The organism is Chitinasiproducens palmae, from assembly GCF_900095735.1.
Lineage (GTDB): Bacteria > Pseudomonadota > Gammaproteobacteria > Burkholderiales > Burkholderiaceae > Chitinasiproducens > Chitinasiproducens palmae.
The window spans coordinates 612261-638812 of record NZ_FNLO01000001.1 but is presented as its reverse complement, the minus strand read 5'-3'; the positions used below and the strand labels follow the sequence as shown (position 1 = coordinate 638812).

26 protein-coding genes are annotated in these 26552 nt (G+C 68.5%); 15 read left to right on the top strand and 11 right to left on the bottom strand.

The window, feature by feature from the left end:
- Positions 1-14 precede the first annotated feature (14 nt).
- On the bottom strand, positions 15-1628 hold the full coding sequence (locus BLU54_RS02450; protein ID WP_091904179.1) for a CoA-acylating methylmalonate-semialdehyde dehydrogenase: 1614 nt from the start codon (positions 1626-1628) through the stop codon (positions 15-17).
- Between the two features lie 348 nt (positions 1629-1976).
- Here BLU54_RS02450 and BLU54_RS23570 point away from each other — a divergent pair, with 348 nt between their 5' ends.
- Together BLU54_RS23570 and BLU54_RS02445 are read left to right on the top strand one after the other, a co-directional pair.
- Positions 1977-2126 (top strand): hypothetical protein, encoded by a 150-nt coding sequence (locus tag BLU54_RS23570; protein ID WP_170844987.1) that lies wholly within the window; start codon positions 1977-1979, stop codon positions 2124-2126.
- Between the two features lie 85 nt (positions 2127-2211).
- A complete protein-coding gene (locus BLU54_RS02445; protein ID WP_091904177.1) occupies positions 2212-3174 on the top strand; it encodes a LysR family transcriptional regulator in 963 nt (320 codons plus the stop codon).
- 252 nt (positions 3175-3426) lie between these two features.
- On the opposite strand, the gene BLU54_RS02440 is transcribed toward BLU54_RS02445, so the two are convergent.
- From BLU54_RS02440 to flgA, 3 genes are all read right to left on the bottom strand, one after another.
- A complete protein-coding gene (locus tag BLU54_RS02440; protein ID WP_091904175.1) occupies positions 3427-3903 on the bottom strand; it encodes a flagella synthesis protein FlgN in 477 nt (158 codons plus the stop codon).
- A 34-nt stretch (positions 3904-3937) separates the two neighbouring features.
- Positions 3938-4291: a flagellar biosynthesis anti-sigma factor FlgM gene (gene flgM, locus BLU54_RS02435; protein WP_091904174.1), complete on the bottom strand. Its 354-nt coding sequence runs from the start codon at positions 4289-4291 to the stop codon at positions 3938-3940.
- A gap of 145 nt (positions 4292-4436) precedes the next feature.
- Positions 4437-5189, bottom strand: a complete 753-nt coding sequence (flgA, locus tag BLU54_RS02430; protein ID WP_407919391.1) for a flagellar basal body P-ring formation chaperone FlgA — start codon at positions 5187-5189, stop codon at positions 4437-4439.
- 206 nt (positions 5190-5395) lie between these two features.
- Between flgA and flgB the strand changes: the two genes are divergently transcribed.
- The 11 genes from flgB (at position 5396) to flgL (ending at position 16669) form a co-directional block, all read left to right on the top strand.
- Positions 5396-5881, top strand: a complete 486-nt coding sequence (flgB, locus tag BLU54_RS02425; protein ID WP_091904170.1) for a flagellar basal body rod protein FlgB — start codon at positions 5396-5398, stop codon at positions 5879-5881.
- Positions 5882-5978: 97 nt separating this feature from the next.
- Positions 5979-6419, top strand: a complete 441-nt coding sequence (gene flgC / locus BLU54_RS02420) for a flagellar basal body rod protein FlgC (RefSeq protein WP_091904168.1) — start codon at positions 5979-5981, stop codon at positions 6417-6419.
- Between the two features lie 49 nt (positions 6420-6468).
- Positions 6469-7197, top strand: coding sequence for a flagellar hook assembly protein FlgD (locus tag BLU54_RS02415; protein WP_091904166.1), 729 nt, complete (start codon positions 6469-6471; stop codon positions 7195-7197).
- A gap of 43 nt (positions 7198-7240) precedes the next feature.
- Entirely contained in the window at positions 7241-8479 is a 1239-nt protein-coding gene (flgE, locus tag BLU54_RS02410; protein WP_091904164.1) for a flagellar hook protein FlgE, read from the top strand.
- Positions 8480-8492: 13 nt separating this feature from the next.
- A complete protein-coding gene (gene flgF, locus BLU54_RS02405; RefSeq protein WP_091904161.1) occupies positions 8493-9242 on the top strand; it encodes a flagellar basal-body rod protein FlgF in 750 nt (249 codons plus the stop codon).
- Between the two features lie 130 nt (positions 9243-9372).
- Positions 9373-10161 carry a flagellar basal-body rod protein FlgG gene (gene flgG / locus BLU54_RS02400; RefSeq protein ID WP_091904517.1) on the top strand — a complete coding sequence of 263 codons (789 nt, stop codon included), beginning with the start codon at positions 9373-9375 and terminating at the stop codon, positions 10159-10161.
- 16 nt (positions 10162-10177) lie between these two features.
- Positions 10178-10903 (top strand): flagellar basal body L-ring protein FlgH, encoded by a 726-nt coding sequence (locus tag BLU54_RS02395; RefSeq protein ID WP_091904159.1) that lies wholly within the window; start codon positions 10178-10180, stop codon positions 10901-10903.
- Positions 10904-10913: 10 nt separating this feature from the next.
- A complete protein-coding gene (locus BLU54_RS02390; RefSeq protein ID WP_091904157.1) occupies positions 10914-12119 on the top strand; it encodes a flagellar basal body P-ring protein FlgI in 1206 nt (401 codons plus the stop codon).
- A gap of 7 nt (positions 12120-12126) precedes the next feature.
- Entirely contained in the window at positions 12127-13059 is a 933-nt protein-coding gene (gene flgJ, locus BLU54_RS02385) for a flagellar assembly peptidoglycan hydrolase FlgJ (protein WP_091904155.1), read from the top strand.
- A gap of 426 nt (positions 13060-13485) precedes the next feature.
- Positions 13486-15417, top strand: coding sequence for a flagellar hook-associated protein FlgK (flgK, locus tag BLU54_RS02375; protein WP_091904151.1), 1932 nt, complete (start codon positions 13486-13488; stop codon positions 15415-15417).
- A 28-nt stretch (positions 15418-15445) separates the two neighbouring features.
- Complete coding sequence (gene flgL / locus BLU54_RS02370) at positions 15446-16669, top strand: flagellar hook-associated protein FlgL (RefSeq protein WP_091904149.1); 1224 nt, start codon at positions 15446-15448, stop codon at positions 16667-16669.
- Positions 16670-16771: 102 nt separating this feature from the next.
- Here the strand turns inward: flgL and BLU54_RS02365 are convergent, their stop codons facing one another.
- Positions 16772-18847: a hypothetical protein gene (locus BLU54_RS02365; protein ID WP_091904146.1), complete on the bottom strand. Its 2076-nt coding sequence runs from the start codon at positions 18845-18847 to the stop codon at positions 16772-16774.
- 317 nt (positions 18848-19164) lie between these two features.
- Here BLU54_RS02365 and BLU54_RS02360 point away from each other — a divergent pair, with 317 nt between their 5' ends.
- Positions 19165-20499 (top strand): hypothetical protein, encoded by a 1335-nt coding sequence (locus tag BLU54_RS02360; RefSeq protein ID WP_139169428.1) that lies wholly within the window; start codon positions 19165-19167, stop codon positions 20497-20499.
- A gap of 341 nt (positions 20500-20840) precedes the next feature.
- Positions 20841-21968, top strand: coding sequence for a hypothetical protein (locus BLU54_RS02355; RefSeq protein WP_139169426.1), 1128 nt, complete (start codon positions 20841-20843; stop codon positions 21966-21968).
- 9 nt (positions 21969-21977) lie between these two features.
- On the opposite strand, the gene fliR is transcribed toward BLU54_RS02355, so the two are convergent.
- From fliR to fliM, 6 genes are all read right to left on the bottom strand, one after another.
- Entirely contained in the window at positions 21978-22772 is a 795-nt protein-coding gene (fliR, locus tag BLU54_RS02350; protein ID WP_091904140.1) for a flagellar biosynthetic protein FliR, read from the bottom strand.
- Positions 22772-23041, bottom strand: coding sequence for a flagellar biosynthesis protein FliQ (gene fliQ, locus BLU54_RS02345; RefSeq protein ID WP_091904137.1), 270 nt, complete (start codon positions 23039-23041; stop codon positions 22772-22774). The genes fliR and fliQ overlap by 1 nt, the downstream gene beginning before the upstream one ends.
- A gap of 55 nt (positions 23042-23096) precedes the next feature.
- Positions 23097-23969: a flagellar type III secretion system pore protein FliP gene (gene fliP, locus BLU54_RS02340; protein WP_091904515.1), complete on the bottom strand. Its 873-nt coding sequence runs from the start codon at positions 23967-23969 to the stop codon at positions 23097-23099.
- 75 nt (positions 23970-24044) lie between these two features.
- A complete protein-coding gene (gene fliO / locus BLU54_RS02335; protein WP_091904135.1) occupies positions 24045-25070 on the bottom strand; it encodes a flagellar biosynthetic protein FliO in 1026 nt (341 codons plus the stop codon).
- Positions 25067-25453: a flagellar motor switch protein FliN gene (gene fliN, locus BLU54_RS02330; protein WP_091904133.1), complete on the bottom strand. Its 387-nt coding sequence runs from the start codon at positions 25451-25453 to the stop codon at positions 25067-25069. Before fliN ends, fliO begins: the two co-directional genes overlap by 4 nt.
- On the bottom strand, positions 25446-26441 hold the full coding sequence (gene fliM / locus BLU54_RS02325) for a flagellar motor switch protein FliM (protein ID WP_091904131.1): 996 nt from the start codon (positions 26439-26441) through the stop codon (positions 25446-25448). The genes fliN and fliM overlap by 8 nt, the downstream gene beginning before the upstream one ends.
- Positions 26442-26552 lie beyond the last annotated feature (111 nt).

Genomic DNA, 26552 nt, shown 5'->3' with positions numbered 1-26552 from the left:
CAGGAGTGGGGCGCTCAACCGAGCGAGATCGTGGTGTTGATCGGGTGCCGTGCGGCGTCTCCAGCGCGAATGGAGGTTTCGCTCGCTTGGTTAGCGCTGGCGGCGCAGGCGTCGTCCGGCTCGTCGAACCAGCGCGAGGTGACCGTCTTGGTCTGCGTGTAGAACTGCACCGCCTGCTTGCCGTAGGGGCCGAGGTCGCCGAGCTTGGACCCGCGCGATCCGGTGAAGCTGAAGAACGGCACCGGAACCGGGATCGGAATGTTGATGCCGACCTGCCCGACGTCGATTTCGTGCTGGAAGCGGCGCGCCGTTGCGCCACTGCGGGTGAAGATGCCGACGCCGTTGCCCATCGGATTCCGATTGATCAGCGCGATCGCGTCGTCCAGCGTATCGACGCTCATCACGACAGCGACCGGGCCAAAGATTTCGGTACGGTAGACGCTCATCTCGCAATCGACGTCGCTCAGCACGGTCGGTCCGATGAAATTGCCGTGCTCGAAGCCGGGCACCGCGATGCCGCGACCGTCCAGACACAATGTTGCGCCGGCCGCCACGCCTTCGGCGATCAACCCTTCGATGCGTTCGCGCGCGGCGACCGAAATCACCGGGCCGAGGTCGCTGCCGGGCGCGTCTCCGGGGCCGATCTTGAGGCCGCGGGCGCGCGCCACGAAATCGTCGAGCCATGCGTTGGCGGCGCCGACGAAGACCACGACCGACGTCGCCATGCAACGCTGCCCGGCTGCCCCGAATGCCGCGCCGACCAGGGCGTTGAGTGCGGCTTCACGGTTCGCGTCGGGCATCACCACGGCGTGATTCTTGGCGCCCATCATCGCCTGCACCCGTTTGCCGTGCTGGCTGGCGAGCGCGTGCACATGCCGGCCAACCGCCGTCGAGCCCACGAACGATACCGCGCGTATGCGCGGGTCGGTGCAGAGCGTGTCGACCGCTTCGCGGCCGCCGTGCACGACATTCAGTACGCCGGGCGGGACTCCGGCCTCCACCGCCAGCTCGACCAGTGCCATCGTCGACAGCGGATCCTGCTCGGACGGCTTGAGGACGAAGGTGTTGCCGCAGGCGATGGCCATCGGAAACATCCACAGCGGGATCATCGCGGGAAAATTGAACGGCGTGATGCCCGCGCAAACGCCGAGCGGCTGCAACAGGGTGTAGGTGTCGACACCCGCCGCGACGTCCTCGACGAATTCGCCCATCTGCAATGTGCCGATCGAGCAGGCATGTTCGACCACCTCCAGACCGCGGACGATATCGTCCTCGGCATCGGCCAGCGTCTTGCCTTGCTCGGCGCTCAACAACGCGGCGATCGGTTTCAGTTGCGCCCGGATCAGTGCCTGCATGCGAAGCATGATCCGCATGCGGGTGGCAATCGGTGTGTTTCGCCAGGCAGGAAACGCGCGGGCTGCGGCGCCGATCGCGGCATCGAGCTCGTCGCCGGTCGCGAACGGTACCCGACCGACCACCGCTTGCGTGGCGGGATTGACGATGTCGCGCCAGCGATCGCTGCGCGACTCGATGAATTGACCGTCGATCAGCAGGCGGGCGGTACGCGACGCGGCCGGCGCGTCGCGCGGGTCGGATCGAGTGCTTGCGTCAGGGGCGTCGAGTGGCATGGCAATCTCCGGTGGAAGGCGCAAAGGGATCGGAATAGCGAAGGGGGCGCGGTAGTGGGCGTGGCTGTGCGTGGCGGCAAGCCGACGCCGGTACGCGACGGGTGGCGCGCGGCGCCGAAGCGGCAACGGAACTGGCAATGAGGGAGAACGTCGATGCAGGCGACCGCAGGAAGGGGCTGTGGCGTCGCGGTGGCGGCGCGGCAGTCGACGCACCGCGCATGCGGCGTCGTCGCGGCGCACGGGAGACCGCTGCGCGTCGCGGTGATGGTCGCACCCATGGCCCCGTCAGTGGCCCCCTCAGTGACCCCGCCAGTGACCCCGCCAGTGACCTCGCCAGTGGCGACCGCGATGAGCACGGTAACAGGCAAGGGGCAGGGCAGCCCGGGCTCCGTACCGCTGGCGGAAGGCAATCGGGATCGTGTGCGAACGCCACTCGTGTCTCCTGGCGCGCAGCACGTCGGCATCGTGCCGGGCTGCGTCGAAACGGCCGCACGCTAGGCGTTTTCGCGCGTAGGCGGGCTTCTTACGGCTGAGTATAGTCAGGCGGACAGGCCCCAACCACCGGCAAATTCACCGGTTCGATATGCAAAAACACACGGAGGCTGCGACCCCGCGCTCGACCGAGGCCGTGCCCGAGCGGCTGGACTGGGACGATCTGCGCTACTTTCTTGAAGTGGCGCGGGTGGGGCGGGCCACTGCGGCGGCACGGCGGCTTGGCGTTGACTACACGACGGTCGCGCGCCGGATCCGCGCGCTGGAAGCCGCGCTCGGCACCTTGCTGTTCGACAAGTCGCGCGCCGACGGCTTCGTACTGACCGGCGAGGGCCAGCGCCTGATGGCCTATGCCGACGCGATCGAGAGCACGGTCGGCTCGGCTTACGAACGGCTGGCCAACAGCGGGCAGGCGCTCTCCGGCCAATTGCGGGTGGCCGCCACCGAGGGATTCGGCGCCTCGTTCCTGGCGCCGCGGCTGGCGCGATTCCAGGCCAACCATCCATTGATCAACGTCGAGCTGATCGCGGTCCCGCATTTCGTCAGCCTGTCGAAGCGCGAGGCCGATCTGGCGGTCACCATCGAGCGGCCCGCGCGGGGTCCCTATATCTGCACCAAGTTGACCGACTACCGGCTCAAGCTATACGCGACCCCGGCATATCTGCAGCGCCATGCGCCGATCCGCGGCGTTGCCGATCTCGCAGGGCACCGCTTCGTCAGTTACGTCGAAGGCCTCGCCTTCAGCCAGGAGCTGCTGTATCTCGAACACGCGGTGCCGGGTGCGCAGGTGGTCTGGCGCAGCACCAGCGTCATCGCACAGCATCAGGCAGTGCGCAGCGGCGAGGCGATGGGCATCCTGCCATGTTTCCTGGCGCGCGATGATCCAGCGCTGCAGGTCGTGCTCCCCGACGCACTGTCAGTCACGCGAACGTTCTGGCTGTACTGCGTGGAAGAGCAGCGGCGCTTGCGCCGGATGAGCGAGTTGTGGGGGTTCCTGCGTGCGGAGGCGGATGCCGCCCGCGCCTTGTTGCTCGATGAGCCGACGACGGGCTGAGCCGCGCGATGGCGCCTGGCTTGCGGGGCGGTCCGGCGGGCAGACAGTGTCGCAGTTGAGCGCGGGAGCGCGGCGCAGCCGTGTGACGAGAGGCCGGTGAGAGGCCGGTGAGAGGCCGGTGAGCGGGGTGGCGAGCGGCCGGTGACGGGTGCCAGTCGAGATCACGGATGCATGCGACCGGCAACCGGCAACCTCCGACCCGGCTACGTCTGACAGTATCGAAAAGTCAGCACGGCGCGGCGCGAGAGCGCGTCAGCGCGGCACCAGACGCCCGTTCGCGCCATACACCGGCGACGGCGTATCGCCGTCGCGGCCGGCGAGCAGTGCGTCCAGGGCGGCACGGTTGTAATGCAGACGCGTCGTCACGAGGCGGCCATTGCCGTCGTTCTCGGCACGCGCACGCGCGGCCAGCGCGCTGACTTCTGACCATTGCGCGGCCAACCCAGGGTCGGCGTCGAGGGCACGTTTGAACGCGGCGGGCAACCCGTCCGCCGCCACGCCCAGGCGCGCGGGCAACGCTGCATCGAGTGCGCGCAAGGTCTCGGCGGCCGACTGCTTGCGGCGCAACGCGTCCGGCAGCGCCGCCATCGCGTCGCCACCGCGCGCCAGCGCCTGTTGCTCGTCGATCAGCGACGCGAGGATCGCTTCCAGCGCTTCGCGCTCGGCGCTCAGCCATGCGCCAAGCGCGGCGCCTGCCGGCGCGACGGTGGATTGCGGGGCGTCGCTCATCGGATCGTCGTCGGTCTTGCGTTGCGACCCGACGTCAGGCGCGGCTGCTGTTGCCCAGCAGGTCGCGTACCGTATCGATCAGACCGTCGGCGATCTTCGCCGGGTTCACCGACAACGTGCCGTCGGCAATCGCGGCCCGGATCTGCGCGACCCGTTCCGTATCGATGTCGCGGCTCGAATCGACGGCGGAAGCACGCAACGACGCGGAGGTCGTCGAGAGCTGCACCGCATCGCCGCCGGCGGTGGTGGGCGCGGAGACCGTGCCGGCCGTGGTGGCCGCACTCGCTGCGCTGCCGCTGGCGACGTTCGACGCCTGACCGGTCTTGACGTCAGCGACGGAGGACCGGTTGCTCAGCGGGGCTTTCGACAGGGTTTTGCTAACGTCCATGCTCACAGGATGTCTCGGTGTTTTCCAGGCTTAACGGCAGGCGCCGGTGAAACTTTAGCGCATTGCGTGCCAGCGCCGCCAACGCGGTCGGTCGGTAGCCGCCGGCGCGGCCTCCCACGTCGGACCCACGGCCGGCCCACGCCTATTATCGGCTCACGTCGACGGAGCCGTCTTCCCGCGCCCGACCGCTCACGACCGTGCCGGATTCGGTGCGGACCCGGACCGGCTGGCCGGCCGACGCATTGCCAAGCGCGCTGCCCTCGGCGGTGATGGCGAAGCCGGGGCCCTCGGCAACCAGCCGGACCGGCTGACCCGCGCGCACCGCCAGTGCCGCGCGCACCAGGTCGCCCCGCACCGGCAGGCCGGCATTGATCCGGTTCGACGCCACGCCGCCGATTGCCTGTGCGGGGTCGGTGAGGACCGACACCGGCAACAGTGTCAGGTCGCCGTCACGCGGTGTCAGGTCCGCCGCACTGAGCGTTTCGCCAGGCTCGATGTTACGTGCCGCGACGTAATAGGTACCCGTGACGGACACGCGCGCCTGCAGGTAGACGGTCCACGGTCGCGGCCCCAGACAGCGCACGCCGATTGTCGCGCGTCCCCACAGACGGCCGCCGGGCGGCAGGAACGGTTCGAGCGACGCGCAGGCCGCGAGGCCGCGCGGCGCCGGCGCGGTGATCGCGACCTCGACGCGGCCCGGCAATCCGGCCGCCTGCTCGCGGGCAAAGGCTTCGGCTGTCGCGCGGATCGCTTCCGGATCCTGTCGCTCGGCGCCCGCTTGCGCCGCACACACTCCTGGCGCCAGCGCCAGCCATGCCATGACGCAGGCAGCCGCCATGCGTGCGCGCCGGACCGGCGCCGTATGGCCCGTGTCGTCGTGCCTGCCTGCCTCTGCCATGCCTTGCCGCTCCATCGTCAATCCATGCCGAGCCTGCATTCTAGGCCGCGAGCGGCCCATGGATCACCTGAAGTGGCCCTGCATCTCCCCTCTAATCGCCGCATTGCGCCCGAGGCCGGGCCGCTACCATCTGCTGGCATCGGAAATAGACCGTCTAGCGTCTCGCCAGCCCGCGGGCCGGCGGCGCGCACCTGGGAGCACGAGCATTGGACAAGCTGGACGCCGAGCTGCGTTTCGGACGCGAAGCCTTGAACCTGCGCGCGTATCGGCAGGAACTGCTGTCATCGAACATCGCGAACGTCGACACGCCCGGCTACAAGTCGCGCGATGTCGATTTCGCCGCGTCGCTTGGCCGGGCGCTGGGCGGCGCGCAGGACGAGGGCGCCGGCGTGGCGGGTGGCAGCGCCGGCAGGCTGCCGCTGGCCGCGTCGCAGAACGGTGCCGTGCAGCCGGCGGTGCTCGCGATGAGCGCGACCAGCGGCGCGCATCTGGCCGGCCTGGCGACCGCGGCGAGCGCACGCTACGGCACGCCGCAATACCGCACGCCGGCGCAGTCGAGCCTCGACGGTAACACGGTCGAGCTGGATGCCGAACGCGTGAACTTCGCGGACAACGCACTGCATTACCAGACCGGCATGACGGTGGTGAGCCAGCAGATCAAGACCATGCTCGCCGCGCTGGGCAACGGCTGATGCGAGCGGCCCGGACCGTACTTACTCGGACCGCACTCACTCGGACAGTACGCAATTTCGCGCGCGGCCCGGCCGTGCGCTGCAACGGAGTGTCGCGATGACCTCGATGATGAACATCTTTGCGGTGGCCGGTTCGGCGATGTCCGCGGAGTCGCAGCGCCTGAACGTGACGGCCAGCAACCTGGCCAATGCGAACAGCGTGGCCGGTCCGGACGGGCAGGCCTATCGCGCGAAGCAGGTCACCTTCGCGGTGAAGCCGCTCGCCGGCGCGGTACGCGGCGCGGGCGTGGCGGCCGCCGCCAACCAGATCGGCGGCGTTTCGGTGACGGGCGTGGTCGAGGACAGTTCGCCGATGAAGACCGTCTACGATCCGTCGAACGCCGCCGCCGACGAGCGTGGCTACGTGACGATGCCGAACGTCAATCCGGTCAACGAGATGGTCAACATGATCTCGGCGGCACGTTCCTATCAAGCGAACGTCGAGACGCTCAACACCGCGAAGACGCTGATGCTGAAGACGCTGACCATCGGACAGTAAGCCCGGCTGTCGGGCAAACGGACAATCGAGACACTACAAGACAGAAGACATGACGACGATCTCAGGCAGTGGCAGCGCGCTGACGAGCACCCTGCTCGACACGGTGAACGGTACCGGTTCGACCAGCAGCACCAGCAGCACCAGCAGCACCAGCAGTTCCACGTCGGCGACCAGCACGTCGTCGACCGACCTGCAGGCGACGTTCCTGAAGCTGCTCGTCGCCGAGATGAAGAATCAGGACCCGACCAACCCGATGGACAGCTCGCAGATGACCTCGCAGCTGGCCCAGATCAATACCGTGTCGGGGATCGGCGCGCTGAACACGACGCTGAGTTCGCTCGCGACGCAGATCAACGCGGGGCAGCAGGTCTCGGCAAGCACGCTGATCGGCAAGAACGTGTTGGCGACCGGCAGCGATCTGACCGTCGCGTCCGGTACCGCGACCGCCGCCGGTGTGAAGCTGGATTCGGCGGCCTCGGCGGTCACGGTCTCGATCGTCGACGCGTCCGGCAAGACCGTGCGCACGTTGAACCTGGGCGCGACCGCGGCCGGGGTCACGCCGGTCAGCTGGGACGGCAAGGACGACACCGGCAGCACGGTGTCGGACGGCAGCTATACGCTCAAGGCAAGCGCGGTCAACGGCACCACCAGCGTGACGGCGACGCCGCTCGCGCAGGCGCAGGTGGCCAGCGTCATCCAGCAGTCCAGCGGCACGCCGGGCCTCGTGCTCAGCACCGGTTCGACGGTGAGCCTGAGCGCCGTCGCGCAGATTCTCTGAGCGCGGTCTCGCCGCGCCCCAACAGTCAACACAGGAGCCCGTCATGGGTTATTCGCAAGGTTTGAGCGGCTTGTCCGCCGCGTCGAGCGATCTCGACGTGATCGGCAACAACATCTCCAACGCCAACACGGTCGGCTACAAGCAGAGCGGCACGCAGTTCGCGGCGGTCTACGCGAATGCGTTGGCGACCGCCTCCGGCAATGGCGCGGGCATCGGCACCAGCGTCGCGAAGGTTGCCCAGTCCTTTACGCAGGGCACCATCGCGACCACCGGCTCGACGTTGGACCTTGCGATCAACGGCAACGGCTTCTTCACCTTGTCGAACAACGGCACTACGGTCTATTCGCGCAACGGCGAATTCTCGTTGAACAGTGCCGGCCAGATCGTCAATGCGCAGGGCATGCAGCTGACTGGCTACAACGCGGACGCGAACGGCAACATCAGCACGGCCGCGCCGGCGCCGCTGTCGATTCCGAGCGGCGCCATGCAGGCCGCGGTCAGTACCTCGCTCGCCGCGCAGGTGAACCTGCCGTCGGACGCGACCGCCGTCGTCACCACCGGCACCGGCGCGGTCACCTTCGACCCGAGCAACACGGCAAGCTACACCAACTCGACCTCGACAACGGTCTACGATTCGCTGGGCAGCGCGCACACGCTCGGCCTCTATTTCGTGAAGACCAACAACACTGCCGGCGACACGGTGTGGCAGACCTACACCACGATCGACGGCACGGCCAGCGGCACCGAGCCGGCCGCGACGCTGAGTTTCGACACCAGCGGCAAGGTCACCGGCACGACCACCGGCACGGTGACGTTCTCGCCCACCGACGGCGCGGCCGCCAACCAGTCGATCGCGCTGGACTTCTCGCAGGTCACGCAATACGGCACGGCGTTCGCGACCACGTCGCTCACCACCGACGGCTACAGCGCCGGCCAGCTGTCGTCGTTCGCGATCGACAAGACCGGCACGCTGACGGGCACTTACTCGAACGGCAAGACCGCGACGCTGGGGCAGATCGCCCTCAGCAACTTCGCCAACCCGGAAGGCCTGGTCAATCTGGGCAACAACGTGTTCGCGCAGAGCGCGACGTCCGGCATCCCGGTGGCCGGCACCGCCGGGACCGGCTCGCTGGGCTCGCTGCAATCGGGCGCGACCGAGTCGTCGAACGTCGACCTCACGTCGTCGCTGGTCGATCTGATCACCGCGCAGCGCTTCTACCAGGCCAATGCACAGACGATCAAGACGCAGCAGGCGGTCGACCAGACCCTGATGAACCTGTAACCGCGAGCGCGCGATGGACCGATTGATCTACGTCGCGGCAAGCGGCGCCTCGCAGGCGCTGGACCAGCAGGCGACGATCGCCAACAACCTGGCGAACACCTCGACCGCCGGTTTCCGTGCGCAGCTTGCCGCGTACCGGGCCGTGCCGGTCGAGCGTGAGGCCGGCAACGATCTGACCACGCGGACCTATGCGCTGACCACCGTGCCGACCAGCGATTTCACGCCCGGCCCGGTGCAACCGACCGGCAACGCGCTCGACGTCGCGATCCAGGGCAGCGGCTGGATCGCGGTGCAGGCGGCCGACGGCAGCGAGGCCTATACGCGCGCCGGCAACCTGCACCTCGATGCGAACGGACAACTGGTGACCGGCGGCGGGTTGCCGGTGATCGGCAACGGCGGGCCGATCGCGGTACCGCCCGCGACGCAGATCGACATCGCGAACGACGGCACGATCTCGACGCGCGGCGCCGGCGACACGCCGACGGCCGTTGCGGTGGTCGACAAGATCAAGCTGGTCAATCCGCCCGCGGCCTCGCTCACGCGCGGCGACGACGGCCTGTTTCGCGCCGGCGAGGAAGCAGTCGAGGTCGATCCGACGGTGCGCGTCACCTCCGGCGCGGTCGAGGGCAGCAATGTCAACCCGGTCACCGCGATGGTCGCGATGATCGACAACGCGCGGGCGTTCCAGATGCACATGAAGGTGCTCGACATGGCCGCGACCAACGAGCAGACCGCCAATCAGTTGCTGAACTTCAGCGGCTGACCGCGCCGGTCCCGGCCGCGTCCGGGCCGGCGGCGATCGATCGATGCGTCGCCGCTCAGCGGGTCGGGCGACGAAACCAACGCTGCCGCGCTTGCGCGGCAAAAACCAACGCCAACGCCAACGCCAACGCATGAACCGCTCTCTGTATATCGCCGCGACCGGCATGAATGCCCAGCAGTCCAATATGGACACAATCTCGAACAACCTGGCCAACGTCAGCACGACGGGCTTCAAGGGGTCGCGAGCGGTCTTCAACGATCTGCTGTACCAGACGGTTCGCCAGCCGGGTGCCGCGTCGAGCGAGGACACCACGTTGCCGTCGGGTCTGCAGATGGGTACCGGCGTGCAGCAAGTGGCGAGCGAGCGCCTGTACACCCAGGGCAACCTCAGCCAGACCGGCAACTCGAAGGACCTGGCTATCTCCGGCCAGGGCTTCTTCCAGGTCCAGATGCCTGACGGCACCACGGCCTACACGCGCGATGGCGGCTTCCAGACCAACCAGAACGGCCAGTTGGTGACGTCGGCCGGCTATCAGGTGCTGCCGGCGATCACCATCCCGGCGACGGCCACGTCGTTCACCGTGTCGAACGACGGCGTCGTTTCGGTGACGCAGCAGGGCTCGGCCGCGACGCAGCAGGTCGGCAACATCACGCTGGCCACGTTCATCAATCCGGCCGGCCTGCAGGCGCTCGGTCAGAACCTGTTCGCGGAGAGCGCCTCGTCGGGTGCGCCGAACGTGACGGTGCCGGGCAGCAATGGCGCGGGCACGCTGAGCCAGGGCTATACCGAGGCGTCGAACGTGAACGTTGTCGAAGAGTTGGTCAACATGATCCAGACGCAGCGGGCGTACGAGATCAACAGCAAGGCGGTGCAGACTTCCGACCAGATGCTGCAGACCCTCAGCCAGTTGAACGTCTGAGCGCGGCCTGTCGATCATGTTTCGCATTCTCGTTTCCGCCGCCGCGCTGGCGTTTCGCGGCACCCGCGCAGTGCGCAGCGCCGGGCTGCTGGTGGCCACCGGCGCGCTGTTGCTCGGCGCCTGCGCGCAGTTGCCGCGCGAGCCGCTGACCGCGCAGCCGATGACCGCCGCGCCCGCCCCGCGCACCTTGCCGGCGGCGACAGCCGGGTCGATCTACAACCCGAGCTACGGCGATCGGCCGCTGTTCGAAGACCCGCGGCCGCGCCAGATCGGCGACGTGTTGACGATCGTCATCAACGAGAACGTCAACGCGACCAAGTCGTCGGCGACCAACACCAGCCGGGCGGGCAACGCGAGCTTCACGCCGACGACCACGCCGGGCCTGCTGCGCGGCCTGTTCGGCAGCGCGGGCACCTCGATGTCCGGCGACAACGTGCTGAAGGCATCGGGTGGCGCGAATGCCCAGAACACCTTCACCGGCACGCTGACGGTGACGGTGACGCAGGTGCTCGCCAACGGCAATCTGGCGGTGTCGGGCGAAAAGCAGATGCTGATCAACCAGGGCCGCGAGTTCATCCGTTTCTCGGGCGTGGTCAATCCGACCACCATCACCGGCGCGAACACGGTCTACTCGACGCAGGTTGCCGATGCGCGCATCGAATACAGCGCGAAAGGCTACATCGACGAGGCGCAGACGATGGGTTGGCTGCAACGCTTCTTCCTGAACATTTCGCCGTTCTAGCAGGCTTGTCATGTCTTCGTCGTCTCGCATCGTTTTCCCGCTCCGCTCGCACGCGTCGCATTCGTCGCATTCGTCGCCGGCGTCGACACTGCGCGCGCACGCGCTTGGGCTGCGCGGCGTGCTGGCCCGCGCGGGCCTCGCGTTGGCGTTGGCGCTGGCCTGCCAGCCGGCCAATGCCGAGCGCGTGCGCGACCTGGCCAGCGTGCAAGGCGTGCGCGACAACCCGCTGATCGGCTATGGCCTGGTCGTGGGCCTCGACGGCACCGGCGACCAGACGATGCAGACGCCGTTCACGACGCAGAGCCTGTCGAACATGCTCTCGCAACTCGGCATCACCCTGCCAGCCGGCACCAATATGCAGCTGAAGAACGTCGCGGCGGTGATGGTCACCGCGACGCTGCCGTCGTTCGTGCGTCCGGGCCAGGCGATCGACGTCACGGTTTCGTCGATGGGCAGTGCGAAGAGCCTGCGCGGCGGCACGCTCCTGATGACGCCGTTGAAGGGCGCCGATGGCCAGGTTTATGCGATTTCCCAGGGCAATCTGCTGGTTGGCGGCGCCGGCGCGTCGGCCAATGGCAGCCGCGTGCAGGTGAACCAGCTCGCGGTGGGCCGTATCGCTGGGGGCGCGATCGTCGAACGTGCGGTGCCGACCACGCTGGCGCAGGACGGCATGATGCGCCTGGAAATGAACGACACCAATTTCGACACGGTGACACGGGTGGTCGCCGCGCTGAACGAGCGCTTCGGCGGCGGCACCGCGCTTGCGCTGGACGGGCGCACGGTCGGTCTGCGCACGCCGGTGGATCCCGGACAGCAGGTGGCCTTCCTGGCCGCCGTGCAGGAACTGGACGTGACGCCCGGCGAAAGTCCCGCGCGCGTGGTCCTGAACGCACGCACCGGCTCGATCGTGATGAACCGAATGGTGAGCCTGCAGAGCTGCGCGGTCGCGCACGGCAATCTGTCCGTCGTCGTCAACACCACGCCGTCGGTCAGCCAGCCGGGCGCGCTGTCGGGCGGCCGGACCGTGGTGACCCGCCAGTCGCAGATCCAGGTCACCCAGGACGCCGGCGCGCTGCGCATGGTCGGCCCGGGCGCCTCGCTGGCCGAGGTGGTGAAGGCGCTCAACGCGCTCGGCGCAACGCCGGCCGATCTGATCTCGATCCTGCAGGCGATGAAGGCGGCGGGTGCGCTGAAGGCCGAGCTGGACATCATCTGAGAACGCTATGAACGACGGCAACACGACGGTCAGCAGTACGAGCGGCGACATCTCGCGCCGCTTCGCGCTCGACACGCAAGGCCTCGACGCGCTTCGGCGCGCCGCGCGCAGCGATCCGCAACAGGCGGCCCGTGCCGCCGCCAAGCAGTTCGACGCCGCCTTCCTGCAGATGATGCTCAAGAGCATGCGAGACGCGACGCCGTCGGACGGACTGCTCGACAGCCAGGGCGGCTCGATGGTGACGTCGATGCTCGACCAGCAGCTGGCGCAGCAGCTCTCGTCGAAGGGCGTGGGGCTGGCGGACATGATGGTGCAGCAACTCGCGCGCGCTCAGGGCGGCGCGGGTGCGTCGGCGGGCACGGCGGCGGGCGGCGCCACCGGGGCGCAGGCTTACGCGACCCAGGGCGGCTCGCTCGGCGGCGCGCGTGCATTCAGCGCCGACGGTAGCGAGACCAGCACGCCGTTGCTCAAGGGGCGCAGCAGTTCCGCCGCCGCCAACGACTTCATCGAGCGGCTCGCGCCGGCGGCGCAGGCCGCCAGCGAGTCGACCGGCATCCCGGCGCACTACATTCTCTCGCAGGTCGCGCTGGAGTCCGGCTGGGGCAAGCGCGAGATCCGCACCCGCGACGGCAGCCGCAGCCACAACGTGCTGGGCGTCAAGGCCGGCGGCGATTGGAGCGGTCCGACGGTCGACGTCACGACCACCGAATACGTGAACGGCCGGCCGCATCGCACGGTGGCGAAGTTCCGGGCCTACGGCTCGTACCACGAGGCGCTGCAGGACTATGCAAACGTGTTGAAGAACAACAGCCGGTATCAGCCGGTGCTGCGCGCGGCCAGCAACCCTGCCGCGTTCGCGCATGGCCTGCAAAAGGCGGGCTATGCCACCGACCCGCACTACGGCAAGAAGCTGCTGGCGATCATCAAGCAGATGGTCTGATCACGCCGGGGCCCGCGCCCACCGCGTGCGGGGCGCCCGTCGGGCAACCGGGCGGCACCACGGCATTGGTGCTGCGCGGGCTCAAGTCTGACGTTGCGCTGCCGTTAAACAGCCAGGCGGGCGCCTGCTTCGCGCAGGACGGCGAAGCGGTGGTCCGGACGCCGCCCGGCCTGCCGACTGTGTCGGTGGTGATTCTGTTGGGGTTGGTTGTGTTGGTTGTGTTGGCTGGTTGTGTTGGCGGTACCGGCTGCACGGGCCGCCGGCAGGGTCTCGGTCGCTGGCCGCGGCGCGCTGCCGCGCTTCGCTGCCACCGCGCCGCCACCGCGCCGGGGAGCAGCGCCACGCAACGCTGCTGAGCGGCACCTTTCTAACGACGCGAACGACGCGGGCCCGGCAGGGCCGCGGCGGGCGCGACAGGATGGCACGATGTCCAGTTCACTTTTCGGTATTGGCCTGTCCGGTATCAACGCGGCGCAGTATGGGCTGACCACCACCGGGCAGAACATCAGCAACGCGTCGACCGACGGCTACACCCGTGAGTCGGTCTCGCTGAAGCAGTCCAGCGCTCAATACACGGGCGCGGGCTACCTGGGCACCGGCGTCTCGGTCGAGACGGTCACGCGCGCGTACAGCCAGACGCTGACCACGCAGTTGAACAATGCGCAGTCCACCGGCAGTGCGCTGGACGCCTATCAGACGCTGTCGTCGTCGCTCGATTCGCTGCTCGGCGATCCGTCCGCCGGCATTGGCGCGCAGATGGACAACTTTCTGACCGCGGCCTCGACGGTGGCCAGCAACCCGTCGAGCGCGGCGGCGCGCGAAAGCCTGCTGGGCCAGGCCAATACGCTGGCCAGCCTGATCACGTCCACCGCCACGCAGTTGCAGTCGCTGCGCGACAGCGTCAATTCGCAACTCGACAGCGCGGTGTCGGGCATCAACGCGGCGGCGGCGAGCATTGCCTCACTCAATACGCAGATCCAGGCCGCGTCGGCTACCGGACAGACGCCGAACAGCCTGCTCGACGAACGCGATCGGCAGGTGGCGGCGCTGAGCAAGCTGGTCAATGTCAGCGTGGTCACGCAGTCCGACGGTTCGTACGGCGTTTATGTCGGTTCGGGCCAGACGCTGGTGATGGGCAGCCGTTCCTACGCGCTTGCCGCTGTGCCGTCGACCAGCGAAGCGGGCGAACAGACCGTCGCCTACGTGTCCGGGACCGGCGACGCCACCCAGTATCTCGACGAGTCGACGCTCAGCGGCGGCACGCTCGGCGGCTTGCTGAGCTTCCGCCGCGAGATGCTCGATCCGGTCAGCGACCGGGTCGGCGTGGTGGCCGCCGCCTTCGCCGGCGCAGTGAACGGGCAGAACGAGGCAGGCCTGACGCTCGGCGGCAGCCAGGGTGGCGCGCTGTTCACGGTCGGCCAACCGTCGGTGACGGCGGCCCCCGGCAATGCCGGCAATGCCGCGCTCGGCGCCTCGATCGGCGACGCGACCGCGCTGACCGGCGACAACTACACGCTGTCCTACGACGGAAAAAGCTATACGCTGACGAACCAGACGACCGGCGCGACGTCGTCGCCCGATCTGTCCACCGGCAGCGTGACCGTCGACGGCGTGTCCTACACGCTCAGCGGCACGATGCAGGCCGGAGACCGTTTCAGCATCGCGCCAACACGCAACGCGGCCGCTGGCTTCGCGGTGGCGACGAGCGACACGTCGGCGATTGCCGCGGCGTCGCCGGTCACGACCGCGGCGGCCTCGACCAACGCGGGGACCGGCACCATCAGCGCGAGTGCCGACGCCAGCTACTTCGGCTCGCCGCTTGCCTCGGCCGTGACGCTGAGCTACAGCGGTACCGACGGCACGTTGTCCGGCTTTCCGTCAGCCGTCACGGTCAGCACCGGGAGCAGCACGACCACTTATCCCGCCGGCAGCGCCGTGCCGTACACGGCGGGCGCGAGCTACGCGTTCGGCGGCGTGACGCTGACCCTGGCGGGTACGCCGAAGACGGGCGACAGCTTCACCGTCGCGGCCAATACGGCGCTATCCGGTGACGGCAGCAATGCAACGGCGATCGGCAAACTGGCCGATGCGAAGGTGATCGGCGGCAGCACCCTGAGCGACGCCTATGCCAACCTCGTCACCCAGGTCGGGACGCTTGCGGCGCGGGTCGAATCCAGCAACACGACGCAGACCACGCTGATCACCTCGTTGTCGACGCAGCAGCAGTCGGTGTCGGGCGTGAACCTGGACGAGGAGGCGGCCAACCTGCTGCAGTACCAGCAGATGTACCAGGCCAGCAGCAAGATCATCCAGACCGCCACGACCCTGTTCGACACGATACTCGGCCTCAGCAACTGAAGCGGCACCGGCCTGACGGAGCAATACGATGCGCATCGCCACCAGCACGATCTATTCGACCAACCTCGCCACGATGGCCAAGCAGGAATCGACGCTCGTCGATCTGCAGAACAAGATCGGCAGCGGCAAGCGGGTATTGACCGCGAGCGACGACCCCGAAGGCGCGGCCGAGATTGCGCGCCTGACCAGCGCGCAGACGCAGTTGGCGCAGTATTCGACCAATCTGTCGACCGCGGCGACGACACTGGGCCAGGAAGACAGCACCTTCAGCAGTCTCACGACGCTGGTTCAGCAGGCGCAAACCCTGGTCGTGTCGGCCGGCAATCCGTCGCTCGACGACTCGACGCGCGCCACGCTCGCCACGCAGATCGATTCCGTGCGCGACCAGATCCTGGCGCTCGCGAACAGTACCGATGCCACCGGCGGCTATCTGTTCGGCGGCACCGACACGGGTTCCACGCCGTTCGCCAGCAATGCGGATGGCAGCGCGACCTACCAGGGCAGCGGCAGCAGCCGCAGCGTGCAGGTGAGCAGCGGCCGCGCGATCACGGTCGGCGAGGTCGGCAGCGCGGTGTTTCAAGGCGTGCAGCCGAGCGCGGCGGCGGTGGCGAGCGCGGGCACCACGAATACGGGTTCGGTGACCTACGGCGCCGTGTCGGTCACCGACGCATCGGACGCCGCCGCCGGTCATGCGTTCACGCTGAGCTTCGCGAAGGACGGCGACGCCACTACCTACACCGTCCACGACGAGACGACCGGACAGGACGTGGCGCCGGTCGGACGCAGCTACACCAGCGGCAGCGCGGTCACCTTCGGGGGCTTGAGCGTGACCCTGTCCGGCACGCCGGAGGCGGGGGACACGGTCTCCGTCGGACCCGCGGCGCAGGCGGGCGCAGACATCTTCTCGACGCTGACCGCTGCCGCCACGGCCTTGCGCGACGGCACGCGCGGCAGTGCCGGCAACGCCGCGTTCACCAACACGATGACGACCGTCGGCGTAAAGCTCTCCAACGCGCTTGACAATGTGCTCACCGTGCAGGCAGCCGTTGGCGCGCGCGAGCAGGAAGTGACCGCGTTGCAGTCGCAGAACGCGGCCAGCACGCTGCAGGTGGCCACCCGTTTGTCGGACGTGAGCAGCAGCGATATCGCCACCGCCTATGGGCAATTGGTACAGACCCAGACCACGCTGGAAGCGGCCCAGAAGACCTTCATCCAGGTTCAGAGCCTGTCGCTGTTCGATCTGATCAAGTGATTCGCTGGCGGGGCGGCATCCCGAGCGGGACCCCGAGCGGGACCCCGAGCGGCACCCCCAGGCGGCACCCCCAGGCGGCACCCCGGCCGGCGCCGCGGCGCGTCAGCGCTGCTGATAGCAGCTGTCGCCGCCCGGCAGCGTCTGGTTGGTCAGACGGTAGCCGCTGGTCGTGGTCGAACCAGGGATGCCGAGCACCACGACGCCGTTCTTGCGGCGCGCGATCTCGGTGATCAGCAGCGGCTTGAGGGCCGCCTCCTGCTGCGCGCGCTCGGCGCCCACGATGCGACGGATGTGTGACAGGCTCTCGTGGTACCAACCGGTGAACGGACGGTAGGCAGGGCCGGCATAGTGGCTGTCGATGATCAGGAACGGGTCGTAGGCCCGTACCTGCGCGGGCGTCTGCTTGCCGTAGTAGCTCATGAAGTCCGCGGCCAGCCGCGAGCCGGCCTGGCCGGCCGTCTCGATCTGGTACTTGGCGCCGTCCGGACCGTTGGCGAATTCGCTCAGGCGCTTGCCAGTCCAGGTCACCACGTGGTTCAACGAGTACTTGCTGGCGTCGCTCTTTTCCGGCGCGACCGACAGGATGTAGAGCAGATCGCCGGTTTGTAGGTAACGCAGCTTGGCCGCCGGGTTGGCAAGCGCCTCGTCAGTGGTCGCGGATCCGGCGAACACGTTCTTCGCGTCGATGTCGATCAGCACGCCGGGTTGCGAAGCCTCGCAGGCCTGCGTGCCGATCGCGCCGCTCAACTGGTTGCCGGTCAGGCCGCTGACGTTGTAGATCCACGCCGTGAAGTTCGAACAATCGACGCCCTGCCATTGGATCTGGCTATCGTCCGGCTTGGTGGTCACGCTCGGCGCGAGTTGCGAGCCGTCGATCAGGCGGGTGGCCGCGCAGGTCATGCCGGAGCTGTCGCCGCCGGAGGTGTGGTTGCCCAGCAGCGCGACCCTGTAGTACGTCGAGTCGGCCGGCGGCAGCCAGCCAGGCACGTGATGATGGCAGTAGTTGATCCCCTGATCCACCCAGTAGGTCTCGTTCGCGACCACCCAGGCCCGTTGGAAGTCCAACGGTGTCGCGGCGCATGCCGCCGGCGTGGCGATCGACGCGTAGTTCGCCGCCGGCGGCCCATAGATGCCGAAGACGGTCTTGTCGTTCGAGCCGGGGAAGCCTTTCCAGTTGGCAACCGTCACGCCGCGTCCGATTGCCGCCTGCATCTCGTTGGCACGATTGCTCATGATCGACGTGCCGTTCGCATCCAGCAGGCCGAGCGGATCGACGCAAGCCGCCGCATCGGCCGCCTGCGGCGTCTGGACCTGGCCGCGCACCGTGTCGGTCGTCGCGTAGTTGGCCGATTTGATCGGCCCCAGATTGTTGGCCGACACCGCGAACTGCGCCGCTGCGAGCGGCATCATGCACGAGGCCGGCAACGGGGCGTCGAGCGTGCCGCTGGCGTTCGGATTGCCGGCCCCCGCGTTGCACGCCGCCAACGAACTGCCCTGGCCGGCTTCCGCAACGATTGCGGAGACGCTGTCGGTGACCAGCGGATCGAACAAGGACCGGAACTCGGACTCGGCGCCGAGCGCAAAGGCCATCAACTGCGCCGTGCTCGGCGCGGCGCCGTCCGCGGCGGCCGTCGCGCTTGCACCGTAGTCCGGCACTGTCGACTGCGGATCGGCGCCGCCGATGAAGCCGCCGATCAGCGCGCTGGCACTCGCCACGTTGGCCGTGTTCAGGCCCCCGGCGGCGAGGGCGCTCTGCACGACCGCGCTGGAGTAGGGGGAGACCACCAGCGTGCCGCTCGGCGCGGCGGTCAGCACCGCGCGCACGGTCTGAGCGGCCAGCGAGTTGCTGCTTCCTGTCGCCAAGTCGGTATACGTGCCACCCGTGGCGGCAACGACCACCGGCCACTGCGCCGGCATCGCCAGCGTGAACGCGCCAGTCGCGTCGGTGGTGGTGCTCGCCAACGCGCCGGCGCCGATGCTGCCGTCGGCGTTGACCGGCAGCACGGAGACCGTCGCGCCGTTGACGGCGCCCAGTTGTACGGTCCCGCTCAGGGTGGCCGGCGTGGGGGGCGGCGTCGGTGTCTGACTGGTCTGATTCGTGCTGCCGCCGCAAGCAGCGAGTGCCGCGGCAACGGCAAGCGCACCGGCGCGCAGCGGAAAGCGGATCATGGTTCTCATCTGGCCTGCTGCTATCAAGGAGGATGCCTGATTGTTCGCCATCGCACAGAACTGCGCACCTCGGCAATACCCGCGTTGCCTGACCTGTTGCTGTTGCTGTTGCTGTTGCTGTTGCTGTTGCTGTTGCGATTGCGATTGCGGTGGCGATTGCGGTGGCGGGGGCGGTGGCGGTGGCGGTGGCGGTGGCGGTGGCGATTGCAGTGGCGCTAGGGCGACCATCGGCGCGCCGTTTGCGACTCGGGGCGAGGGGTGTGCGCATCGCTTCGTGCGAGCGGCGCCGGTGCCGTCCGGCTAGCATCGGCGTCCTGCCTTGCGCCATGCCCGCCATGCTTGGTTCGATCATCTTGCCGCCTAATGCACTGAACGCACTGAACGCACTGAATGCACTCAATGCGCTGGGCGCTGCCGCGCCGCCGGTCGCGCCGGTCGCGCCGAGCGCATTGAGCCTGCTGGCCGACACGGGTCTGCGCGCGCGGATCGGCGAAGTCGCAAGGGCCGGCCCGCAACTGCCGTGGCCGCCGAGCGAGGCGGGGCCATCGGGCTGGCCGAGACGCCACGGCGCGCGTCCGGCAGCGCCGGCGCAGGCGCTCGCCTACCGGCGCCAGCGCCCGTCCGCCGCCGTTGCCGGACTGCCCGCGGCCGCATCGGCGACGGTCGCAGCGGTGCTGGCCGAGGAAGGGCTCGAACTCGTCGCCGCTGATCGGTCGGTCCTGCAACACGCATATCCCCGCCAGCACGCGTTCTTCCGCCACGCCAAGGCCAATGCGTTGCGGTTGGCGAAGGCGGCGCGGCGTGCATTGCACGCTCTGCCGCCACCGACCGCTGGGGCAGCGTGCGCGCCGCCCGAATGTCTGGCGGCCTTCGGCTTCATGGACAGCCCGGCGCTGCGCGCCCGGCTGCGGACCGGTCTTCGGCGCATGGTGCGCTGCCTCGAACTGGACGAGCCGCCGTTGCGCGTGGCGGTCGCGCGCATGACTGCGGCAGGCCTCGCGCGTGAACGCCTGTTCGGCCACGCGTATGCAATGCTTCGCCACAGCGCGGACGGGCTGCAGTTGGTGCTCACACCCCGCTTTTTCGGCGAATGCCCAATCGCAGCGGCGGCCATCTTGCTCACCGAACTCAGTCATGCCTTCCTTGGCGCGCAGGACTATTTCTCGTTGCCGCGCGAGCCGCGATGCGCGGGACCGGGAACGTCCGGGCACAGCGTCGCTACGCCACTCGCCGCGCAACTCGACGACGTGGAATTCGGGCAGCGCGCGTTGGCCGAGCATCTGCGGGCGGATTGTTTCTCGCGCGATCCGATCGCGCGGGAACTGTTGTACGGCAGTTACCAGTATCAGCCGGGTCAGGCGTACGAACCCGAGACGCTCGACCTGCCGCGCCTGGTGGCGCGGTTCCGGCGCGAACCGGCCGTGCGCGGCGAGCTCAATGCGCGCAATGCCGATTCGCTCGGACATCTGATCGTCTCGCTGGCCAACCTGCGCTTCAAGTCGCGGGGCGCTGTTCCGCTGCTCGACGCCTCCGCGGCGTTGACGCGCGGCGGCAGGCGGAGCACAAGCCGGTGGCAGCGTCGCTTCGTGCGCGCGGTCGCATCGACCGCTCGCTACGATGGGACGCATCGCAACCTGATCAACGTGGGAGGCTTTCGATGAACAATTCGCTGACGCCGTGCTCAGCCGGGGCCGGTGCTCCCTGCACCGTTTTTTTGCCACCGATACACGTTGCCCCGCACGCGCTGACGATCCTGGCTGACCTCGCCAGCGTCCGTGCCGCCAACGTGCCGTCCGCCATACCGTATGGCACTTTTGACCGCATTTCGGACAGCGCGCCGTACCCTGCGTCGGACGGATCGCCGGCCCGCGCAAATGCGGCGAAGCGTCCGGGCGAACGTCCGAAGAAGGCTCGCCGAAACGCACCCCGGACACGCGCAACCGGTGGCGCGAGTGACGCACGAGAAAGCGCGACGACGCGTCCAAGCGCATTCGTGCAGAACATGTTTCAAGCCGTCTCGAGCGCTGCGCGAAACCTGCTCAACGCCGGCCTCAAGCCGAATGAGGAGGACGTCGGGCGTCACGCGAAAGCCGATGCCAATGCCGACAAACGTACGACGCGCGAGGTCGGCGCCGACGGTGACGGAGCGGGCATCAGCGCGGTGCAGGGCACGCGCGTGCGGCGCGCGACGCAACAGGCGGCGTGTCGTGAGCCGACGGCCGCCGTCAGCGCAATCCTGGCGGCCGAAGATCTGCAACTCGATGCGGCTGATCTGTCATGCCTGCGGGATCGCGAGCCGACGCGTTACGAGGCGTTCGAGCGCGCGAAGGCCGACACCACGAAGATGGTGAAAGCGGCGTTGCACGTGCTATCGGAAATGGAAGAGGCGGCCGACAAGGGTAGGGTCTGCGCGGGACGCCGTTGCCTTGCCACGTTTGGCTTTGCCGACACGCCCCGGCTACGCAGTCAACTGCGTACCGGTCTGCACGAACTGGCGCGCTGCCTGGAGATCGACAATCCGAGCCTGCGTGTCGCGACTGCCTGGACCGTACCGCATCGTTCGGACAGTGCCGAGCGGGCGCGGGGCGTCTCCAATGATGCGGACGCACTGGCGCGGCAGTCGGAGGACGGCGTTCAATTGGTGGTGACCGAGCGGTTCTTCGACCTGTGCCCGGTCGAAGCGGCGACCAGCCTGCTGCGCGAGTTCAGCAAGGTGTTCCTGGGCGGCGCGGATTATTTCAGTGTGGCCAGCGGCCGCGAATGCCTGCTGCCACGCGGCGAGCACCGCGCCGAAAAGTCACCGGGGGCGCAACTCAATGACGTCGAGCAGCGCCTGCGGACGGTCAGCCACCATTTCGCGGCCAGCGACCTGTCCGCGGACGCAAATGCGCGGGAAGTTCTGTATGCCGCGCTGCAATACGAACCGGGCGGCGAGTACGCGCCGGAGCGGCTGGACGTGCAGGGCGTGGCCGAGCGGTTTCGCGCTGACGCGAGCGCACGCGCCGACATGAACCAGGCGAATGCCGATTCCCTGGCCCACCTGGTCGCGTCGCTCGCCAATCTGCATTTCAGGGAGCGCGGTGCGGCGCCGCTCTATGGCAGTGCGCGTCGGAATGACGGCCGGGCCTGAGCTCGAGCTTCAGCGCGCCATCGCGCCGAGAACGCGCTCGGCCATGCCAAAGCCATTGTCGAACAGTCCGGCGACGAACGGGCCGGCGCTCGGCAGCATCAGGTCGAGCATCAACAGACCGACCAGCAGCGTGATCGCGAAGCCAACCTGGAAGACGCCGACCTGAGGCGCGGCGCGGTTGAGAATGCCAAGCGCGAGGTTGGCAATCAGCAGCGCGGCGACCACCGGCAGTGCCAGCATCAGGCCGGCCCAGAACACGCTGGCGCCCCAGTCCGCCAGCAAGCGCCACGCGCCGGCGTTGAACATCGGCGCGGCGGCGGGATCGAGCGGCAGGGTGCGGAAGCTGTCGGCGAGCGTGCCGAGCAGGCGCAGATGACCGTCGAGCGACAGAAAGATCAGCAACGCAAACATTTCCAGCAAGCGCGCCAGCGCGGTCGACGCGCTGTCGGCGCCGGGCGAGATCAACTGAGCGAACGACAGACCCATCTGCATGCCGGCATAGTCGCCGGCCGCGGTGACCGTGGCGGTCACGACGCGCATCGCGAAGCCGATCGCGGCGCCGATCATCAACTGCTGCACCAGCAGCCAGAGGCCCGCACCGCTGCCCACCGCGATCGCGGGCGGCGGCGGCAGGGTCGGCGCAATCAGCATGGCGGCACCCGCGGCAAGCGCGATCTTGACGCGCGTCGGCAGCGACCGATGACTCAGCACCGGTGCGGTGCTGATCAGCGCCAGGAAGCGCACGAACGGCCAGACGAACGCGCCCAGCCACGCGTCGAGCTGTGCCGACGTGACGGTCAGCACTAGCCGACCATCCCGGGGATCGACGTGAAGACCTGGCGCATGTAATCGACCATCGTGTTGATCATCCAGGGTCCGGCAATGACACCGGTGGCGAGCACCGCGAGCAGTTTCGGGATGAAGGAGAGCGTCGCTTCGTTGATCTGGGTCGCGGCCTGGAACAGACTTACCACCAGGCCGACGGCCAGTGCGACGAGCAGCAGCGGCGCTGCGAGCAGCAAGGCGATCTGCATCGCCTGGTGCGTCAGCGACATTACGGTTTCGGGTGTCATCTCGGGACTGGGACTGGGGCTGGGATCGCGATCGGGTTTGCGGCGGCGGGGCGCTTCATCCGCCGAAGCTTTGCGCGAGGGAGCCGACCAGCAACTGCCAGCCGTCGACGAGCACGAACAGCATCAGCTTGAACGGCAGCGAGATGGTGGCGGGCGAGACCATCATCATGCCCATCGACATCAGCACGCTCGCGACGACCAGATCGATGATGAGAAAGGGCACGAAGATCGTGAAGCCGATCTGGAAGCCGGTCTTCAGTTCGCTGGTCGCGAACGCCGGCACCAGCAGGCGCAGCGGCACATCCTCCGGGCCCGCCATCGGCGCGGCATGCGCGATGCGCGCGAACATCGCGAGATCGGACTGGCGGGTCTGCCGCAGCATGAACTGCTTGAACGGCGCCACGCCCAGTTCGGCCGCGCGTTCGACGCCGATGGTGCCTTGCGAGAACGGCACGTAGGCGTCGCGGTAGGCACGGTCGAACACTGGCGACATCACGAAGAACGTCAGGAACATCGCGAGCCCCACCAACACCTGGTTCGGCGGCGTCGCCGCCGTGCCGATGGCCTGCCTGAGCAGCGACATCACGATGATGATCCGTGTGAAGCTGGTCATCATCAGCAGCAACGCCGGCAGGAACGACAGCATGGTCAGCACCAGCAGCGTCTGCACCGAAAGGCTGTAGCTGGTGCCGCCGTTGGGTCCAGGGCTGCTGGTGAAGGCCGGGATGCCAGCGCTCTGCGCATGGGCGCTGCCGGCAGCGAGCACAACGGCGGCCAGCGCGAGCAGGGCAGCGCTCACGACCGGCGCGCGACGCCTGGCTGCGGATGACGCGACGGGTGCGGCGGGCGTGGTCGACGGGGCGGCCAAGCCGGCCGGGGACGAGGCGCGCGGCGCGCGGTCAGTGCTCAATGGAAGGCTCTGGATCATGATCGATTCGGCCGGCGCCGCGCTGCGGTCCGGCGGTCTTGCTTGCATTTCGAGACGGCGTGTCGCGTGCGCCGGTCAGGCGTCGTCGCGTCGTCGTTGCAGGCGGTCGCGGACTTGCGCGCGCAGGGCTTCGCCAAAGCTGGGCGGCCGGTCGGCGGCCGCAGCCGCCGTGGCGGCACCGGCAGCATCGTTAGAGGGGCTGCCGCGCAGGCTTGCGTCGCCGCTCGTGGCTGTCATCCCTGCGTCCGCGCCGGAAGTAACCGAGGCGCGCGGCACGTCGCTGGCGGCGCGCGCGGCGGCGGGCAGCGTGTGCAGCGTGGTGATGCCGCCGGGCGTCACGCCGAGCACCAGCCAGGTGTCGGCAATTTCGACGACCGCGACGCGCTCGCGATTGCCCAGTGAAACGCCGCCCACGACGCGGGCGAGCCGCCCGGACGACACGCCCCGAGCATTCAGCCGGCGCGCCAGCCAGCCGCATGCGAGCACAGCGAGCAACACCGCGGCCAGCCCAAGCAGCGTGCGCAGCACGCTGCCGACACCAAAGCCGGGAACCGTCGCGCCGGGCACGGCGGCCGGGGCCGGCGACGAGGCGGGGGAGACCGCCGCGCCGAACGCGGCCGGCGCCGCCGGCCCAGCGGCGCTCGGAGTTGGCGTCGCCGGCAGGGAAGCCGCACGGGGCATTTCCGGGGTGCTGACCGGCGATACGACGGCCGAGGCGTTGCCGGCCGTTGGCGGCGTGCCCGGCAGTGTGCCTGTGCCGACTGCCGCGTTGGCGGCGTTGTTCGGCGCGATCGTCGTGTTGGTCGTGTTGGGCGCGTTGGTCGTGCCGGGCGTATTGACCGTAGCGGACGAGCCACCGGTCGCCGTCGTCGGGTCGGACGGCAGCGCCGCCTGGCTGCCCGCGCCGCCCGTCGACACGACCGGCACGCTGGCGAGCCGTGTATCGGGGCGAGCCGACCAGTCGCCGGCGGTCGGCACCGCGAGTGCGGCGGCCGATACGCCCGCCAGCACCGTGGCCGCCAGGCGTCCGGTCCACGAACCGCCCGAGGCGGCACGGTGAGCAGGCCTGCCGGCGCGGGCGACGCGGCGACACGGTCTCATCGGTTCAACTTGCGGATGCGCTCGGACGGCGTGATGACGTCGGTCAGCCGGATGCCGAACTTGTCGTTGACCACGACGACTTCGCCCTGCGCGATCAGACAGCCGTTCACCAGCACGTCCATCGGCTCGCCAGCCAGTCCATCCAGCTCGACGACCGAGCCCTGCGCAAGCTGCAACAGGTTCTTGATCGCGATCTTCGTGCGGCCCAGTTCGACGGTGAGTTGCACCGGGATGTCGAGAATCATCTCGATATCATGATGCGTGTCCGCGTTCGGCCCGCCGGTCAGCGGCTGGAACACGCCGCCCGCCGCCGGATCGAGAGCGGTGCCGTTTTGTTCGGCCAGCGCGCTGGCCCAGTCGTCCAGGCTGGTTTGCTCAGTCATAACCGTTTTCCTTTGAATCGGTCGAGCCGATCATGCGCGATACGCGCAACGCGTATTGCCCGTTGAAGATGCCATAGGTGCAGTCCATGACCGGAACCCCGTCCACCTTCGCGGTGACGGTCTCGGGCATGTCGATCGGGATCACGTCGCCGGCGCGCATGCCGACGATGTCGCGGAAGGTGGTGCGGATCTGCGCAAGATCGACCTGCAGTTCCACCTCGGCGGCCTGCACCTGTTGCGACAGCAAGCGTACCCAGCGCTTGTCGACCTCGAGCGCCTCGCCTTGCAGCGGGCTCGAGAGCAGATCGCGTACCGGCTCGATCATCGAGTACGGCGTGCAGATGTGCAGGTTGCCGCCCTGCGCGCCGAACTCGATCGCAAAGCTCGTCGAGACCACCACTTCGTTCGGCGTTGCGACATTGGCGAACTGCGTGTGCAGTTCCGCGCGCACATACTGGAACTCGACGGGGAAAACCGGCTTCCAGGAGGCGCCATAGTTTTCGAGCACGAGGTTGACCAGTTTGCGGATGATGCGTTGCTCGGTCGGCGTGAAGTCGCGCCCCTCGACCCGCATGTGGAAACGCCCGTCGCCGCCGAACAGCGTGTCGACGACCAGGAAGATCAGTTGCGGATCGAAAATGAACAGCGCCGTGCCGCGCAGCGGCTTGATGTGGATCAGATTCAGATTGGTCGGGACGGGCAGGTTGCGGATGAACTCGCTGTACTTCTGCACCTTCACCGGGCCGACGGAAATCTCGGCGCTGCGCCGCATGAAATTGAAGATGCCGGCCCGCAGCAGGCGGGCGAAACGCTCGTTGATGATTTCGAGCGTCGGCATCCGGCCACGGACGATGCGTTCCTGGGTGGCCAGATCGTACGGACGAACGCCGCCGGCCAGAGGCGTCTCCGGCGCTGCATCGGCCTCGCCGGTTACGCCCTTGAGCAGGGCATCGACTTCCTCCTGCGAGAGAAACTCTTCTTGCGACATGAGCGGTCTGGCGGCACGGCCGCGCCGGTGGGCGGGCTGGAACGACGGGAAGGAAACGCAAATCGAACAGGGCGGCCGCGGCACAATGGCCACCGGCCCTGTCCAGGGGCG